Origin of the sequence: Streptomyces sp. PA03-1a (assembly GCF_033792805.1) — a bacterium.
Lineage (GTDB): Bacteria > Actinomycetota > Actinomycetes > Streptomycetales > Streptomycetaceae > Actinacidiphila.
The window spans coordinates 1-14,827 of sequence record NZ_JARAVO010000063.1 but is presented as its reverse complement, the minus strand read 5'-3'; the positions used below and the strand labels follow the sequence as shown (position 1 = coordinate 14,827).

The window sequence follows — 14,827 nt, the reverse complement described above, 5'->3', positions numbered from 1 at the left end:
CATGGCCGACGACCCGCTGACCATCGGCGGCACCCCCTTCGGATCCCGGCTGATCATGGGCACGGGCGGGGCGCCCAGCCTGGAGGTGATGGAGCAGGCGCTGCTGGCCTCCGGCACCGAGCTGACCACGGTCGCCATGCGGCGGCTGGACCCCACGGTCAAGGGCTCCGTGCTGTCCGTGCTCGCCCGGCACGGCATCCGCGTGCTGCCGAACACCGCCGGGTGCTACACCGCGGGCGAGGCCGTCCTCACCGCCCGCCTGGCGCGCGAGGCGCTGGGCACGGACTGGGTGAAACTGGAGGTCATCGCCGACGAGCGCACCCTGCTGCCGGACCCGGTGGAGCTGCTGGACGCGGCGGAGACCCTCGTGGACGACGGCTTCACGGTGCTGCCGTACACCAACGACGACCCGGTGCTCGCCCGGAAGCTGGAGGACGCGGGCTGCGCGGCGATCATGCCGCTGGGCTCGCCCATCGGATCGGGGCTCGGCATCCGCAACCCGCACAACTTCGAGCTGATCGTCGAGCGGGCGACGGTGCCGGTGATCCTGGACGCGGGTGCCGGGACGGCCTCGGACGCGGCCCTGGCGATGGAGCTGGGCTGCGCGGCCGTCATGCTGGCCTCCGCCGTCACCCGGGCGAGGGAACCGGTGCTCATGGCCGAGGCCATGCGGCACGCCGTCGACGCCGGGCGCCTGGCCTACCGGGCGGGGCGCATCCCCCGCCGCCACCACGCGAACGCGTCCTCGCCGGCTGTGGGACTCGCCACGTTCGACCCCGAGCGCCCCGCCTTCGGCGCCTGCTGACCCCTGGCCAGGGCACCGTGCCACGACCTGCGGGGGCCCGCGCCGGACCGGGGCCGCTCCCGCCCCGTGGCACACGGCAGCGCGGGTCACGGGGCGGTCGCGGTACGGCACGGGTGAGGTACAACTTGGGCGGGTTAGCCCAGAAGGGTCATGTCGGCACCGTAAACTGCACCTTCGTGGATACGACGCTTCAGGACCCGCTCGTCGGACAGACGCTCGACGGCCGCTACCGGGTGGAGTCCCGGATCGCGGTCGGCGGCATGGCGACGGTGTACCGGGCGCTGGACACCCGCCTGGACCGGGTGCTGGCCCTGAAGGTCATGCACCCCGCCCTCTCCGCCGAGCCCGGCTTCGTGGAGCGCTTCATCCGCGAGGCGAAGACGGTGGCGCGCCTCGACCACCCCAATGTGGTGCAGGTCTACGACCAGGGCGCCGACGGCACCTACGTCTACCTGGCCATGGAGTACATCGCGGGCTGCACCCTCCGCGACGTGCTGCGCGACCGCGGCGCCCTGCCGCCCCGCGCCGCGCTGGACATCCTGGAGCCCGTGCTGGCCGCGCTCGGCGCGGCGCACCGCGCGGGGCTGGTGCACCGCGACATGAAGCCGGAGAACGTCCTCATAGGCGACGACGGCCGCGTCAAGGTGGCGGACTTCGGCCTGGTCAGGATCGCGGGCACGCACACCAACACCTCCGCCGGCGGTGTCCTCGGCACGGTCTCGTACATGGCGCCGGAGCAGGTCGAGAGCCCCACGACCGACGAGCGCACCGATGTGTACGCGTGCGGGGTGCTGCTCTACGAGATGCTCACCGGCCGCAAGCCGCACACCGGCGGGACGCCCGTGCAGGTGGTCTACCAGCTGCTGAACGAGGACGTGCCCGCCCCGTCCGCCGCCTCCCCCGGGCTGCCCCCGCAGCTGGACGCGCTGGTGGCCGAGGCGACCGCGCGTGCCGCCGCCCGGCGTCCGGCCGACGCCGCGGAGCTGCTGCGGCGGCTGCACGCGGTGCGCCAGGGCATGACGCCCGAGCAGCTGGACCTGGTGCCGCCGGGCGCGCGGACCCCCGCGCACGCCCCCGCGGCACCGGCCGGCGCCGAGGAACCGACGACGGTGGTGCACCGCACCGCGCGCCTGGAGTTCTCGCCCGAGCCGACCCGGCAGCAGCCCCGGGCCGCGTCCCGGACGTCGACCCGGCCCCGGCGGCGTCCCGGGGCCATCGCCGTCGTGACGACCCTGCTGCTGATCCTCGGCGTCGGCGCGGGCGTCTGGTACATCAACGACGGCCAGTTCACCCGGACCCCCGCCGTCGTCGGGCTGCCGCAGGCGCAGGCGGAGCGCCAGCTGCGCGACGCCGGGCTGCGGGTCGAGGTCGTCGAGGCGTTCGACCCCACCATGACCAAGGGCAAGGTGGCCTCCACCGACCCGGGCACGGGCGAGCGCATCCGCGACAACGGCACGGTGACGATCACCGTGTCCAAGGGCCCGGAGCGGGTGAAGGTCCCGGGCGTGGTGGGCGAGGAGCTGGCGGAGGCGAAGCGACGCCTGAAGGCCGCCGGACTGAGTCCGGGGACGGTCTCCCGGGAGTTCAGCGACGAGGTGCCGCGGGGCCGGGTGATCTCCACCGACCCCGGCTCGGGCGCGAGCCGCCGGCCGGACTCGGCCGTGTCGCTGGTGGTGAGCAAGGGCGTGCCCGTCGACGCCCCCGACGTGGTCGGGCAGCCGCTGGAGGACGCCCGCCGGCAGCTGGAGGACGCCGGGCTGCGGGTCAAGGTGGACCCGCGGCAGGTCTACTCCGACCAGGCGGACGAGGGCGCGGTCGCCGGGCAGACGCCCGGCGCGAACACGCGGCTGGCGGCCGGGGACACGGTCACGCTGCAGGTCTCCAAGGGCCAGGAGATGGTCGTGGTACCGGACGTGCAGGGCCTGGACGTCGACAAGGCGAAGGCGAAGCTGGAGGCCGCGGGCTTCGACGTGCGCGTCATCCAGTTCTTCTTCACCGGCCAGGTCAACAACCAGTCGCCCGCCGGCGGCACCGAGGCACCGAAGGGCAGCACGATCACACTGTGGGTGCGATAGTCACGTCCGATGGCGGCGCCGCCGCCGAGCTCCGCAACCCCGTCGGCGGCCATGTCGCCGTGGCCGGGGGTCTGGCCACCACCGGGCTGGCGGAGGCCGCGCGGATGGGCGCCGAGACCGTGCAGGTCTTCGTCGCCAACCCCCGCGGGTGGGCGACCCCGCCCGGCAGTCCGCGCCAGGACGAGGAGTTCCGCGAGCGCTGCGCCGCGCAGGGACTCCCCGCGTACGTCCACGCGCCGTACCTGATCAACTTCGGTTCGCACACCGAGGCGACGGTCGACCACTCGGTGGACTCGCTGCGCCACTCGCTGCGCCGCGGGCGGGCGATCGGCGCCCTGGGCACGGTCGTGCACACCGGGTCGGCGACCGGCGGCCGTTCCCGGGCCACCGCGCTGGCGCAGGTACGGGAGCGGATGCTGCCGCTGCTGGAGGAACTGACGCACGACGACGACCCGTGGCTGCTGCTGGAGCCGGCCGCGGGGCAGGGCTTCTCGCTCTGCTCGCTGGTGGAGGACCTGGGCCCGTACTTCGACGCCCTGGACCACCACCCACGGCTGGGGGTCTGTCTGGACACCTGTCATGTGTTCGCGGCCGGGCACGACCTCGCGGCGGCCGGCGGGGTCAAGGCCGTCCTGGACGAGCTGGTGGCGACGGTCGGCGAGGGACGGCTGAAGCTCGTCCACGCCAACGACTCCAAGGACGTCGCCGGCGCCCACAAGGACCGCCACGAGAACATCGGCGCCGGTCACATCGGTGCCACCGCCTTCGGGGAGCTCTTCCGGCACCCCGCCACGCAGGGCGTGCCGCTGGTCGTGGAGACGCCGAACGGCGGCCCCAAGGGCACCGGGATGGCCACGGACGTGGCCGTGCTGAAGTCGTTGCGCCCGGCCTGACCGGATCGGCAGGAATACCCCAGGGGGGTAATGCGTTGAGGACCCACAACGCACGACGACACCCGCACTCATCCCTGGGGGACACAGGATGCAGCACGTCGAGCACTCCCAACGGCATCAGTCCCAGCACGAGCCGTCCCACCACGAGCACCACACGGCGGCCCACCACACCGGCCCGGCCTCCTGGGGCACCGCCGTCCAGGCCACGCTGCACTGCCTCACCGGCTGTGCGATCGGCGAGGTCCTCGGCATGCTGATCGGCACGGCCCTCGGCTGGCACAACGTCCCGACGATGACCCTGGCGATCGTCCTGGCCTTCGTCTTCGGCTACTCGCTCACCATGCGCGGCGTCCTGCGGGCCGGCCTGGACCTGCGCGGCGCCGTACGGGTGGCGCTCACCGCCGACACCGTCTCGATCGTCTTCATGGAACTCGCGGACAACGGGACGATCCTGCTGTTCCCGGGCGCGATGGACGCCACGCTGTCGGACGCGCTGTTCTGGATCAGCCTCGCGCTGGCCTTCGCGGTCGCCTTCCTGGTGACCACACCCGTCAACAAGTGGATGATCGGCCGCGGCAAGGGACACGCGGTCGTGCACCGGTACCACTGACCCGCGGCGGAGGCCCGGCGGCTACAGCTCCGGCCCGTCGCCGGGCTCCTCCTGGTACGAGTAGCGCTGCTCGCTCCAGGGGTCGCCCAGGTTGTGGTAGCCGCGCTCCTCCCAGAAGCCGCGGCGGTCGGACGTCATGTACTCCACGCCCCTGACCCACTTGGGGCCCTTCCAGGCGTAGAGGTGGGGCACGACGAGCCGGGCCGGGAAGCCGTGCTCCGCGGTCAGCGGCTCGCCGCCGCGGTGGGTCGCGAATATCGACTTGGGGTCGGCGAAGTCCGCCAGCCGCAGGTTGGAGCTGAAGCCGTACTCGGCCCACACCATGACGTGCGTGACGTCCGGCGCGGGCGGCGCCAGCCGCAGGATCTCGGCGGTGGAGACACCGCCCCACTCGACGCCGAGCATGCTGAACTTGGTCACGCAGTGGAAGTCGCCCGTGACGGTCGTGTACGGCAGCGCGGCGAACTCCTCGTGGCCCCACGCACGCTTGCCGCCGTCCGCCGTGGCGCCGAAGACCTGGAACTCCCAGCGCTCGGGTTTGAACCTGGGCACCGGACCGTAGTGGGTGACCGGCCAGCCCCGCTGGAGCCGCTGTCCGGGAGGAAGCTCCCCTTCGCGGCGTTCGGACTGACCCATGCGTCCATGGTGACAGACCGGATGCAGTGCCACCGACCAGCACCAGGTCAAAGTATGACAACCCGGGCCACCGGAGTAAGTGTGAACTTACTGGATCGCTTCCACCGGCGGTGCGAAAATGCGCCCATCGTGTGGATTCCTCCGGAAAGGACGGGCTTGCCATGCAGGGCGACCCCGAGGTCATCGAGTTCCTGAACGAGCAACTGACGGGCGAGCTGACGGCGATCAACCAGTACTTCCTGCATGCCAAGATGCAGGAGAACCTGGGCTGGACGAAGCTCGCCAAGTACACGCGGCACGAGTCCTTCGACGAGATGAAGCATGCCGAGGTGCTGACCGACCGCATCCTCTTCCTCGACGGACTGCCGAACTACCAGCGGCTCTTCCACGTCCGGGTGGGGCAGACCCTCACCGAGATGTTCCAGGCCGACCGCCAGGTCGAGGTCGAGGCGATCGACCGCCTCAGGCGCGGCATCGAGGTCATGCGGACGAAGGGCGACATCACGTCGGCCAACATCTTCGAGGACATCCTCGCCGACGAGGAGCACCACATCGACTACCTGGACACCCAGCTCGAACTCATCGAGAAGCTCGGGGAGCCGCTGTACATCGCCCAGCTCGTCGAGCAGCCCGACAGCTGACGGCCGTCGGCCGGGCCGCAGCCGTTCAGGCGGCGCTGGCCGCCGCGGGCAGCGGGACCGCGACCGGCACCGGCAGTGCGGGCGGGACCGGCAGGGAGGCCGGCGCGGGGGCACCGAGGGGTTCCGCGGGCGCTCCGGACTTCGCCGTGTCGAGCTTCGTTCGGGTGGCACAGCCGTCGCCGCGGCCGAGAAGCGCCTGTATCCGGCGCACGCAGGAACCGCAGTCCGTGCCCGCCTTGCAGGCGGAGGCGATCTGGCGAGGGGTGCAGCGGCCGGCGTCCGCATGCTGCTTGACCTGCTCTTCGGTGATGCCGAAGCATGAGCAGACGTACACGCGGTTCCCCTCTCTCTCGATCCCGGCCTGAGGTTAACCTAACCTTACCCGCCGGGCGAGTGGCTGAAAACCGACGAGGGGCGCGGATCGATGTGATCCGCGCCCCTCTCAGGGTCCGCAGGGACGGCCGCCGCTACTGGCCGCGGTACATCTCTGCCACCAGGAACGCCAGGTCGAGCGACTGGCTGCGGTTGAGCCGCGGGTCGCAGGCCGTCTCGTAGCGCTGGTGCAGGTCGTCGACGAAGATCTCGTCGCCGCCGCCCACGCACTCGGTCACGTCGTCGCCGGTGAGCTCCACGTGGATGCCGCCCGGGTGGGTGCCGAGGCCGTGGTGCACCTCGAAGAAGCCCTTGACCTCGTCGAGCACGTCGTCGAAACGGCGCGTCTTGTGACCCGAGGCCGCCTCGAAGGTGTTGCCGTGCATCGGGTCGCACACCCAGGCGACCTGCGCGCCCGAGGCCGTGACCTTCTCCACCAGGTTCGGCAGCAGCTCGCGCACCTTGCCGGCGCCCATACGCGTGATGAAGGTCAGCCGGCCGGGCTCGCGGTCCGGGTCCAGCCGGTCGATCAGCGCCAGCGCCTCCTCGGGCGTGGTCGTCGGGCCGAGCTTCACACCGAGTGGGTTGCGGATCTTCGAGGCGAACTCGATGTGCGCGTGGTCGAGCTGACGGGTGCGCTCACCGATCCAGACCATGTGGCCGGACACGTCGTACAGCCGGCCGGTGCGGGAGTCCACGCGGGTCAGCGCCGACTCGTAGTCGAGCAGGAGCGCCTCGTGCGAGGCGTAGAACTCGACGGTCTTGAACTCCTCGGGGTCCGCGCCGCAGGCGTGCATGAAGTTCAGCGCGCCGTCGATCTCCCGGGCCAGGGCCTCGTAGCGCTGCCCGGACGGCGAGGACTTCACGAAGTCCTGGTTCCAGGCGTGCACCTGACGCAGGTCGGCGTAGCCGCCGGTGGTGAAGGCCCGGACGAGGTTCAGCGTCGCGGCGGACGCGTTGTACAGGCGCTTGAGCCGCTCCGGGTCCGGCACGCGGGCCGCCTCGGTGAACTCGAAGCCGTTGACCGAGTCGCCGCGGTAGGTCGGGAGGGTCACCCCGCCCCGGGTCTCCGTCGGCTTCGAACGCGGCTTGCTGTACTGACCGGCGATCCGGCCCACCTTCACGACCGGCACGGACGCGGCGTAGGTGAGGACGGCGCCCATCTGCAGCAGCGTCTTCAGCTTGTTGCGGATCTGGTCGGCCCCGATCTGGTCGAAGGCCTCCGCGCAATCGCCGCCCTGCAGCAGGAACGCCTCACCCCGGGCCACGGCCCCCAGGCGGTCGCGCAGCTGGTCGCACTCGCCTGCGAAGACGAGCGGCGGATACGACTCGAGGTCCGCGATCACTTCGCGCAGAGCCTCGGGGTCGGGGTACTCAGGCTGCTGCGCCGCGGGCAGTGAGCGCCAGGTCTGGCGCCCGGCGTGGGTTTCAGCGTTCACGGTCACGCAGCCCACATTACGTGGTCGTGTCCGTTCCTTTGCGCATCGGACCAGAGGATGAGACGACCGAGTGACCTCCGCGGAGCCCCGTCCGACCCGCCCGGCACAGGCCTGCGGAGCCCGGAGGGCGGGCCCTCCCCGGCCCCGCGCGCCGGCGCCGCCCGGCGTACGGCGACGGCGCGTCCGGCCCACGCCGCCACCGCGGAGTCCACCCAGTGAGACGGCCCGCGTCCGGGGTCGTACGCTCGGCCCGCACACCGAAGCCCGGACGGGAGGGGCCGCCGTCATGCCGACACCGTCGGAGGCGTTCAGGTACGTGGGACCGGACGACATCCGGGCCGCCGTGGTGCGGCCCGACGCGGCGGGCCGGGCGGTGCGGTCAGCGGACGACGTCCGGCAGTGGCTGGATGGCGCCGCCGCCGACCGCGAGGAGCCCTTCACCTACGTCGTCGACTCGACCGGCACGCTCCGTCTGGCGCCGCGCCGCAGCGAGCACGTGGCGTGCGCCGGGGGCGGGCCCGTGCTGGCCGCCGGGGAGATCACGTTCGCCGCGCGGGAGGACGGCGGGTGGGAGGTGACCGAGGTCGGCAACCAGTCGACCGGCTACTGCCCCGACGCCGAGGCGTCCTGGCCCGCGCTGGCGGAAGCCCTCGACCGGGCGGGGCTCACCCGCCCCGGCTGGTTCACGCAGGCGGTCGTCTTCCGGCATTGCCCGCGGTGCGGCGAGCGCAACCTCGTCAAGGACGACGACTTCACATGCGCCCTGTGCGACGCGCCGCTTCCACGGCGGCGCGGCCGCTGAGGACGAGCGCCTGGCCCAGGCAGCCCAGCGCCGCCGTGCACAGGAGCGTGCGCACCAGGTTCCAGCGGACCCAGGCCGCCTCGAACCGCTCGCGCACGGCGGCGGGATCGGCGAGGCTCCCGGGGTCGCCCGCCGCGTCCAGCCGGTCGTTCAACGGGATGTTGACGCCGAAGGTGACGACGAGCACCGCCAGGTAGAGCACGGTCGCGGCGATCACCCACGGGAGCGGACCGCGGCCTGCGTCGCGCAGGCAGAGCGCCACCGCGGCGGCGCACAGCAGCAGCGAACCGCCGAAGACCAGCAGGAACCAGCCGATCGATGGCGATGTTGATGCGCTGCATCGCGTCGACGAGCGTACGGTCGGCCGCCTTGGCCAGACCCGGCATGACGGCGACGGAGAACGCGAAGAAGAGCCCGGCCATGAGGCCGACGGCGACGGTGGCCGCGACGAGGACGGCGTCTCGGGAAGTCATGCGACCAGTGAAGCCGCGCCTGGTGAGACGGAACATGGCCCGGACGCTCCGTCCCATACGCGCGCGTCCACACGGAGAGCGCGGAAAACCGCGTGCGGAACCGGACGGGGCCGGGATACCGTGCGGCCCATGGGTTGCACCTACTACATCAGGCTGCGCCGGGCATAGCCGCGGCGCTCTTCGCCGCGGCATCGGGTCCATCGTCGGAACCTCTTATGTCGCGGAGTGCACACCCATGCCTCACCACCGGTCCATGGTGGGCGGCCGGCACGAGCTCGGCCAGAACTTCCTCACCGACCGCACCGTCATCGCCTCCATCGAGGCCCTCGTCGCCGCCACCAGCGGACCCATCGTCGAGATCGGCCCCGGCGACGGCGCCTTGACCCTCCCCCTCAGCCGCACCGGCCGCCCCCTGACGGCCGTGGAGATCGACCCGGGGCGCGCACAGCGCCTGCAGCGGCGGCTCCCGCGCGGCGCGCACGTCGTCACCACCGACGTCCTGCGCTACCGCTTCCCGCGCGAACCACACGTGATCGTCGGCAACCTGCCCTTCCACCTGACGACCACCATCATGCGGCGCGTCCTGGCCGCCGACCGGTGGGAGTGCGCGGTGCTGCTCGTCCAGTGGGAGGTCGCCCGCCGCCGCGCGGGCGTCGGCGGCGCCAGCATGCTCACCGCCTCCTGGTGGCCCTGGTACGACTTCACCCTCCACTCCCGCGTCCCCGCCCGCGCCTTCCGCCCGGCACCCTCCGTCGACGGCGGACTGCTGACCATGACCCGGCGCCCGCAGCCGCTCGTCACCGGCGACCGCCGCGCCTACCAGGCCTTCGTCCAGCGGGTGTTCACCGGCCCGGGCCGCGGCCTGCGCGAAGTCCTCGCCCGCACCGGCCACTTCGACCGCACGGCGCTGCGCGACTGGCTGCGTGCCGAACGCGTCCCCCCGCACGCCCTCCCCAAGGACCTCACGGCGAGGCAGTGGGCGTCCCTGTGGCGGCTGGTGAGGTGAGGGGCGGCGGCTACAGCCGCTCGATCTCCGCGAGGTCGATGTCCACGGCGAACGGCACGGACACCTTGAGGCGTTCGTGGTGGATGCCGGTGGCGACGTAGGTGCCGGTGGCCGGCTCCCGTTCGAAGACGTAGACGACGGGGAGCCGGCCCTCGCCCTTCTCGACCCGCCAGAAGTGCGGGATGCCCGCCTCGGCGTACAGTTGCGGCTTGCGCTTGCGGTCCCGCTCCTCGGAGTCGGGTGAGACCACCTCGACGACGAGCACGGCGTCGGCCGCCTGGTACCCCGTCTCGTCCGCGCCGTCGCTCGCGGCCTCGGCACGCACCAGCACCAGATCCGGCTCGGGCCGGTTGCGCCGGTTCAGCACGACGCTCATCTCCCGCCGCACCCGCAGGTTCTCCGGTGCCGCCGCTCGCAAGCCCTGCTCCAGCAGATACATGGCCAGCGAATGAAAGCTCTTCTGCGGGCTCACGAACACCAGGCTCCCGTCGATCAACTCCGTGTGCGGCGGGAGGTCGGGAATGCGGTCCAGGTCGTCCGAGGTGAAGCCGCCACGCGGCGGAATCGCCCAGGCCGGCAGCGGTTCGGCGGTCATGGTTCCTCCCATGGACGGGATTCCGGACGCATCCCCGAGAGTACCGGGGCCCTACGTCCCCACGATGCCCCGAAAGCGTGAGCGGGGCCGCCGCGTCGTGGGCGGATGCGTTAGGGTGCGGAACATGTACGCGCAGCAGACGCACCTGCAGTGGTGGTGGACCGCGGATCCGGCGGCCCACTAGCAGCGCGTACGCAGAAGCAGACGCTCAGGCCGCCCGAGGGGCGGCCTTCGGTGTTTGCGCGGCCGTCCCTTCCCTCGCCGAAGACCGGAAGGAACCGCCGTGGAGAACCACGATCCCGCCGCCGCACCCCCCGCCGCCGCGCTCGTCGAACGGCTGCTGGACCCCGCGTGCCCGCCCTTCGCGCTGCTCAGGCGCAGAGCGCCCGGCCGGGACACGGACACCGTCGAAGTGCTGCTCGGCCCGGTCACGACGGCGGAGCGGCTGACCGACATCGCGCTGCCGACCGGGGCACCCGAAGGGGAGCGCCCCGCGGTGGACGCACTGGCGCTGCTGCCGTACCGGCAGATCAGGGAGCGCGGTTTCGACGTGCGCGACGACGGGACGCCGCTGGTCGTGCTGCGCCCCCGTGAGGCGTACGAGCTGCCGCTCCCCGAGCTCATGGCGGCCCTGCCCGCGCACGCGGTGCGCGTGGAGGGCGGGGCCTTCGACGTCGACGACGACACGTACGCCGGGATCGTGGAGCGCGTCATCGAGGACGAGATCGGGAGCGGCGAGGGCGCGAACTTCGTCATCCGGCGCACCTTCCGCGGCGAGGTCCCGGGGTTCGCGGCGGCCGACGCGCTCGCGCTGTTCCGCCGGCTGCTCGACGGCGAGCGCGGCGCCTACTGGACGTTCGTGGTGCGGACCCCGGAGCGGACCCTGGTCGGCGCGAGCCCCGAGGTGCACGTGCGGATGGCCGGCGGCACGGTCGTCATGAACCCCATCAGCGGCACCTACCGCTACCCCCCGCAGGGGCCGGACGCGGAGGGGCTGCTCGCCTTCCTGCGGGACGCCAAGGAGGTGGAGGAGCTGACGATGGTGGTCGACGAGGAACTGAAGATGATGTGCACCGTCGGCGACCTCGGCGGCGTCGTCGTCGGCCCGCGCCTGAAGGAGATGGCGCACCTGGCGCACACCGAGTACGAGTTGCGCGGCCGCAGCAGCATGGACGTGCGGGACGTGCTGCGCGAGACGATGTTCGCCGCGACGGTGACCGGCTCGCCGGTGCAGAACGCCTGCCGGGTGATCGAGCGCCACGAGCCGGGCGGCCGCGGCTACTACGCCGGCGCCCTCGCCCTGATCGGGCGGGACGCCGGCGGGGCACAGACCCTGGACTCGCCCATCCTGATCCGCACCGCGGACGTCGACGCCGCGGGCGGCCTGAAGGTCCCGGTGGGCGCGACCCTGGTGCGGCGCTCCGACCCGTACGCGGAGGTCGCCGAGACGCACGCGAAGGCGGCGGCCGTGCTGGCCGCGCTGGGGGTCCGGCCCGGACGGGCGCAGGGCCCGGCTGCGGACCGGCCACCGCTCGGCGACGACATCCGGGTGCGGGCCGCGCTGGACGGACGCCGCCGGAACCTGGCCCCGTTCTGGCTGCGCATGCGCACCGCGGAGCAGCCCGGCACGCTGACCGGGCACGCCCTCGTGGTGGACGGCGAGGACACCTTCACCGCGATGCTCGCGCACGTGCTGAGGTCGTCCGGGCTGCAGGTCACCGTGCGCCGCTTCGACGCCCCGGGACTGCACGAGGCCGCCCTCGCGCACCAGGGCCCGGTCGTCCTCGGTCCGGGCCCCGGCGACCCGTCCGACACCGGCGACCCCAAGATGGCCCTCCTGCGCGGCCTCGCCTCCGGACTCGTCCGCGGCCACCGGCACGGCCTGCTCGGGGTCTGCCTCGGCCACGAACTGATCGCCGCCGAACTCGGCCTCGACATCGTCCGCAAGGACGTCCCCTTCCAGGGCGCGCAGACATCCGTCGACCTGTTCGGGAAGGCGGAGACCGTGGGGTTCTACAACTCCTTCACCGCCCGCTGCGACGACGCCACGGCGGAGGAGCTCGCCATGCACCGCATCGAACTGAGCCGCGACCCCGCCACCGGCGACGTCCACGCCCTGCGCGGCCCGGGGTTCGCGGGCGTCCAGTTCCACCCCGAGTCCGTGCTCACGCTGGGCGGCACGGCGATCGTGGCGGACCTCCTGGCGGGGGTCACGGTGACGGGCTGACGCCCGCGACCCGCCGCCCCGGCAGGTCAGACCGCGGCCGCCGGAAGCTGGTGCGTCCGCGGGGTGACCGCGCGGGGCCGGCGGGGGCGGGCGGCGGGGACCGGTTCGGGCACGGGCGCGGGGACGGGCGACAGGAGCGGGCCGATGAGACCCAGGACCGCCGCCACCATGTCGGGGCCCTCGTTGAGGCCGTCCACCACGAGGTCGGCCAGCGCCCGCGAGGGGGCGACGTGGGCGACGTGGCGGTCCCGCCCGCTCTGCAGGTAGTTCAGCAGGGACAGCCGCGGGTCCTGCCGCTGGACCTCGATCTTGCGGAGGATCTTGCGGGCCAGCCGGACGTCGTCGGGGGCGTCCACGTACACCCGCCAGTCCGCCCGTTCCCGCACCGACGGCAGGGTCAGGGCGAACAGGCCCTCGACCACCACGAGGCGCACGCCGGGCCGCGTCAGCGCCGCGTCGATCGCGGCGCTGACGGCGGCCTCGTCGATGGAGCCGGGGTGGTTCCAGTCGAGGATGGCGTGCCCGCCGGCGCTGACCGTCCACACGCCCCTGAGGGGATCGTGCGCGGGCACGTAGTAGTCGTCCAGATGGACCAGTGCGATGCTCTCGGGACACTGCAGCGACAGGGCCTCGGCAAGGGTGGACTTGCCGGATGCGGTGCCGCCTGCGACCGCCAGTACACCCGTCATGCCGGGCGCTCCTCATGTGCTCAAGGGGGATAAACGAAGCGGCCGGACAAGCCGGGTGCAGGGAATGTACGGCCGCGTGATCGCCCATGGCAAGCGGGGAAAGCGCAGACGGCGCCGGGGAAACGCCGTGTTTACCCGAAGAAGACCGCCGCCTCGGTGTAGAGCCGCGGATCGACCGTCTTGAGCTGGGCCGTCGCGTCGCGCAGCGGGACGCGGACGATGTCCGTACCGCGCAGGGCGACCATCTTGCCCCAGTCCTGGTCGCGGACCGCGTCGATGGCGTGCAGGCCGAAGCGGGTGGCGAGCCAGCGGTCGAAGGCGCTGGGGGTGCCGCCGCGCTGGATGTGGCCGAGGACGGTGGTGCGGGCCTCCTTGCCCGTGCGCCTCTCGATCTCCTTGGCGAGCCACTCGCCGACGCCGGAGAGCCGGACGTGGCCGAAGGAGTCGAGCGACTGGTCCTTGAGCACCATGTCGCCGTCCTTGGGCATGGCGCCCTCGGCGACCACGACGATGGGTGCGTAGCGGATCTTGAAGCGGCTCTCCACCCAGGCGCAGACCTGGTCGACGTCGAAGCGCTGCTCGGGGATGAGGATGGCGTTGGCGCCGCCGGCGAGGCCCGAGTGGAGGGCGATCCAGCCGGCGTGGCGGCCCATCACCTCGACGACGAGGACGCGCATGTGCGACTCGGCGGTGGTGTGGAGGCGGTCGATGGCCTCGGTGGCGATGTTGACGGCGGTGTCGAAGCCGAAGGTGTAGTCGGTGGCCGCCAGGTCGTTGTCGATGGTCTTGGGCACGCCGACGCAGGGGACGCCGTACTCGTCCGACAGGGCGGTGGCGACGCCGAGGGTGTCCTCGCCGCCGATCGCGATGAGTGCGTCGACCTCGTACTTGGCGAGGTTCTCCTTGACGCGGCGCACGCCGTTCTCCGCCTTGAGCGGGTTCGTGCGGGACGATCCGAGGATCGTGCCGCCGCGCGGGAGGATGCCGCGCACGGCGGGGATGTCGAGCGGCACGGTGTCGCCCTCGAGGGGACCGTGCCAGCCGTCCCTGAAACCGGTGAACTCGTATCCGTACTCCTGGACACCCTTGCGCACGATGGCACGGATGACCGCGTTGAGCCCGGGGCAGTCTCCGCCGCCGGTCAGCACGCCAACTCGCATGATCCATCCCTTCCCGTTCGCACCATTTGCCTGCGTCCACGACGCTAGCGTGACCGGCGTCACAGGTGGGATGGGCCGTTCGGTGAAATCCCTTGATCCGCGGGGATGTTGGTCCGCCGATTTCACCCTTCCGGGCGGCGCGCGGCACTGGAGCGGGCGCGCCCCGGAGGCGGCGTCGGGGCTATTCCTCGTCCAGTCCGCGTTCGATGGCGTAGCGGACGAGTTCGACGCGGTTGTGGAGTTGGAGCTTGCCGAGGGTGTTCTGGACGTGGTTCTGGACGGTGCGGTGGGAGATGACCAGCCGTTCGGCGATCTGCTTGTAGCTGAGCCCCTTGGCGACGAGCCGCAGGACCTCGGTCTCGCGGTCGGTGAGGCGGGGCGCCTCGGGGGTGTCGGCCGCGACG

At 72.5% G+C, this 14,827-nt stretch carries 16 protein-coding genes; 8 read left to right on the top strand and 8 right to left on the bottom strand.

Translation table 11 applies throughout. The annotated features are described in order from the left end of the window. Window position 1 precedes the first annotated feature (1 nt). The 4 genes from PV341_RS16450 to PV341_RS16435 all read left to right on the top strand — a co-directional run bounded on the left by PV341_RS16450 (window position 2) and on the right by PV341_RS16435 (window position 4,383). Window positions 2-805, top strand: coding sequence for a thiazole synthase (locus tag PV341_RS16450; protein ID WP_500358198.1), 804 nt, complete (start codon window positions 2-4; stop codon window positions 803-805). 176 nt (window positions 806-981) lie between these two features. Then, the gene (gene pknB, locus PV341_RS16445) at window positions 982-2,880 is read left to right on the top strand and encodes a Stk1 family PASTA domain-containing Ser/Thr kinase (protein ID WP_500358197.1); all 1,899 of its coding nucleotides are present in this window, start codon (window positions 982-984) and stop codon (window positions 2,878-2,880) included. Then, the gene (locus PV341_RS16440; protein WP_500358196.1) at window positions 2,868-3,773 is read left to right on the top strand and encodes a deoxyribonuclease IV; all 906 of its coding nucleotides are present in this window, start codon (window positions 2,868-2,870) and stop codon (window positions 3,771-3,773) included. The genes pknB and PV341_RS16440 overlap by 13 nt, the downstream gene beginning before the upstream one ends. Window positions 3,774-3,861: 88 nt before the next feature. Then, the gene (locus PV341_RS16435) at window positions 3,862-4,383 is read left to right on the top strand and encodes a DUF4396 domain-containing protein (protein WP_500358194.1); all 522 of its coding nucleotides are present in this window, start codon (window positions 3,862-3,864) and stop codon (window positions 4,381-4,383) included. Window positions 4,384-4,404: 21 nt separating this feature from the next. Here the strand turns inward: PV341_RS16435 and PV341_RS16430 are convergent, their stop codons facing one another. Next, window positions 4,405-5,019: a sulfite oxidase-like oxidoreductase gene (locus PV341_RS16430; protein WP_499511389.1), complete on the bottom strand. Its 615-nt coding sequence runs from the start codon at window positions 5,017-5,019 to the stop codon at window positions 4,405-4,407. Window positions 5,020-5,180: 161 nt separating this feature from the next. On the opposite strand from PV341_RS16430, the gene bfr reads away from it, so the two are divergent. Then, a complete protein-coding gene (bfr, locus tag PV341_RS16425) occupies window positions 5,181-5,660 on the top strand; it encodes a bacterioferritin (RefSeq protein ID WP_500329878.1) in 480 nt (159 codons plus the stop codon). A 25-nt stretch (window positions 5,661-5,685) separates the two neighbouring features. Here the strand turns inward: bfr and PV341_RS16420 are convergent, their stop codons facing one another. Both PV341_RS16420 and PV341_RS16415 read right to left on the bottom strand, forming a co-directional pair. Next, window positions 5,686-5,994, bottom strand: coding sequence for a (2Fe-2S)-binding protein (locus PV341_RS16420; RefSeq protein ID WP_500329879.1), 309 nt, complete (start codon window positions 5,992-5,994; stop codon window positions 5,686-5,688). A 133-nt stretch (window positions 5,995-6,127) separates the two neighbouring features. Continuing rightward, window positions 6,128-7,477 (bottom strand): class II 3-deoxy-7-phosphoheptulonate synthase, encoded by a 1,350-nt coding sequence (locus tag PV341_RS16415; protein WP_499511392.1) that lies wholly within the window; start codon window positions 7,475-7,477, stop codon window positions 6,128-6,130. Window positions 7,478-7,757: 280 nt separating this feature from the next. On the opposite strand from PV341_RS16415, the gene PV341_RS16410 reads away from it, so the two are divergent. Next, window positions 7,758-8,273, top strand: coding sequence for a hypothetical protein (locus PV341_RS16410; RefSeq protein WP_499511393.1), 516 nt, complete (start codon window positions 7,758-7,760; stop codon window positions 8,271-8,273). Here the strand turns inward: PV341_RS16410 and PV341_RS16405 are convergent. After that, window positions 8,224-8,535: an anthrone oxygenase family protein gene (locus PV341_RS16405; protein WP_500358192.1), complete on the bottom strand. Its 312-nt coding sequence runs from the start codon at window positions 8,533-8,535 to the stop codon at window positions 8,224-8,226. The two genes, PV341_RS16410 and PV341_RS16405, sit on opposite strands and share 50 nt — an antisense overlap. Before the next feature lie 464 nt (window positions 8,536-8,999). On the opposite strand from PV341_RS16405, the gene erm reads away from it, so the two are divergent. Continuing rightward, window positions 9,000-9,752 (top strand): 23S ribosomal RNA methyltransferase Erm, encoded by a 753-nt coding sequence (gene erm, locus PV341_RS16400; protein ID WP_499516807.1) that lies wholly within the window; start codon window positions 9,000-9,002, stop codon window positions 9,750-9,752. Between the two features lie 10 nt (window positions 9,753-9,762). Here erm and PV341_RS16395 read toward each other — a convergent pair whose 3' ends face one another. Further along, entirely contained in the window at window positions 9,763-10,347 is a 585-nt protein-coding gene (locus PV341_RS16395; RefSeq protein ID WP_500329882.1) for a Uma2 family endonuclease, read from the bottom strand. 283 nt (window positions 10,348-10,630) lie between these two features. Here PV341_RS16395 and PV341_RS16390 point away from each other — a divergent pair, with 283 nt between their 5' ends. Beyond that, the gene (locus PV341_RS16390) at window positions 10,631-12,574 is read left to right on the top strand and encodes an anthranilate synthase family protein (RefSeq protein ID WP_500358191.1); all 1,944 of its coding nucleotides are present in this window, start codon (window positions 10,631-10,633) and stop codon (window positions 12,572-12,574) included. Between the two features lie 26 nt (window positions 12,575-12,600). Here PV341_RS16390 and PV341_RS16385 read toward each other — a convergent pair whose 3' ends face one another. The 3 genes from PV341_RS16385 to PV341_RS16375 form a co-directional block, all read right to left on the bottom strand. Further along, window positions 12,601-13,263, bottom strand: a complete 663-nt coding sequence (locus tag PV341_RS16385) for a uridine kinase family protein (RefSeq protein ID WP_500329886.1) — start codon at window positions 13,261-13,263, stop codon at window positions 12,601-12,603. A 131-nt stretch (window positions 13,264-13,394) separates the two neighbouring features. After that, complete coding sequence (locus PV341_RS16380; RefSeq protein ID WP_499511397.1) at window positions 13,395-14,423, bottom strand: 6-phosphofructokinase; 1,029 nt, start codon at window positions 14,421-14,423, stop codon at window positions 13,395-13,397. Window positions 14,424-14,604: 181 nt separating this feature from the next. Further along, window positions 14,605-14,827 (bottom strand): response regulator transcription factor (locus PV341_RS16375; protein WP_500358189.1); only part of this gene is annotated, 223 nt, incomplete at its 5' end.

What these genes read in the sequence shown, in the direction of transcription:
- PV341_RS16450 (WP_500358198.1), top strand. Translation starts at nt 2, where the DNA reads ATGGCCGACGACCCGCTGACCATCGGCGGCACCCCCTTCGGATCCCGG.
- PV341_RS16435 (WP_500358194.1), top strand. Translation starts at nt 3,862, where the DNA reads ATGCAGCACGTCGAGCACTCCCAACGGCATCAGTCCCAGCACGAGCCG.
- PV341_RS16430 (WP_499511389.1), bottom strand. Translation starts at nt 5,019, where the DNA reads ATGGGTCAGTCCGAACGCCGCGAAGGGGAGCTTCCTCCCGGACAGCGG.
- bfr (WP_500329878.1), top strand. Translation starts at nt 5,181, where the DNA reads ATGCAGGGCGACCCCGAGGTCATCGAGTTCCTGAACGAGCAACTGACG.
- PV341_RS16410 (WP_499511393.1), top strand. Translation starts at nt 7,758, where the DNA reads ATGCCGACACCGTCGGAGGCGTTCAGGTACGTGGGACCGGACGACATC.
- erm (WP_499516807.1), top strand. Translation starts at nt 9,000, where the DNA reads ATGGTGGGCGGCCGGCACGAGCTCGGCCAGAACTTCCTCACCGACCGC.
- PV341_RS16395 (WP_500329882.1), bottom strand. Translation starts at nt 10,347, where the DNA reads ATGACCGCCGAACCGCTGCCGGCCTGGGCGATTCCGCCGCGTGGCGGC.
- PV341_RS16385 (WP_500329886.1), bottom strand. Translation starts at nt 13,263, where the DNA reads ATGACGGGTGTACTGGCGGTCGCAGGCGGCACCGCATCCGGCAAGTCC.
- PV341_RS16380 (WP_499511397.1), bottom strand. Translation starts at nt 14,423, where the DNA reads ATGCGAGTTGGCGTGCTGACCGGCGGCGGAGACTGCCCCGGGCTCAAC.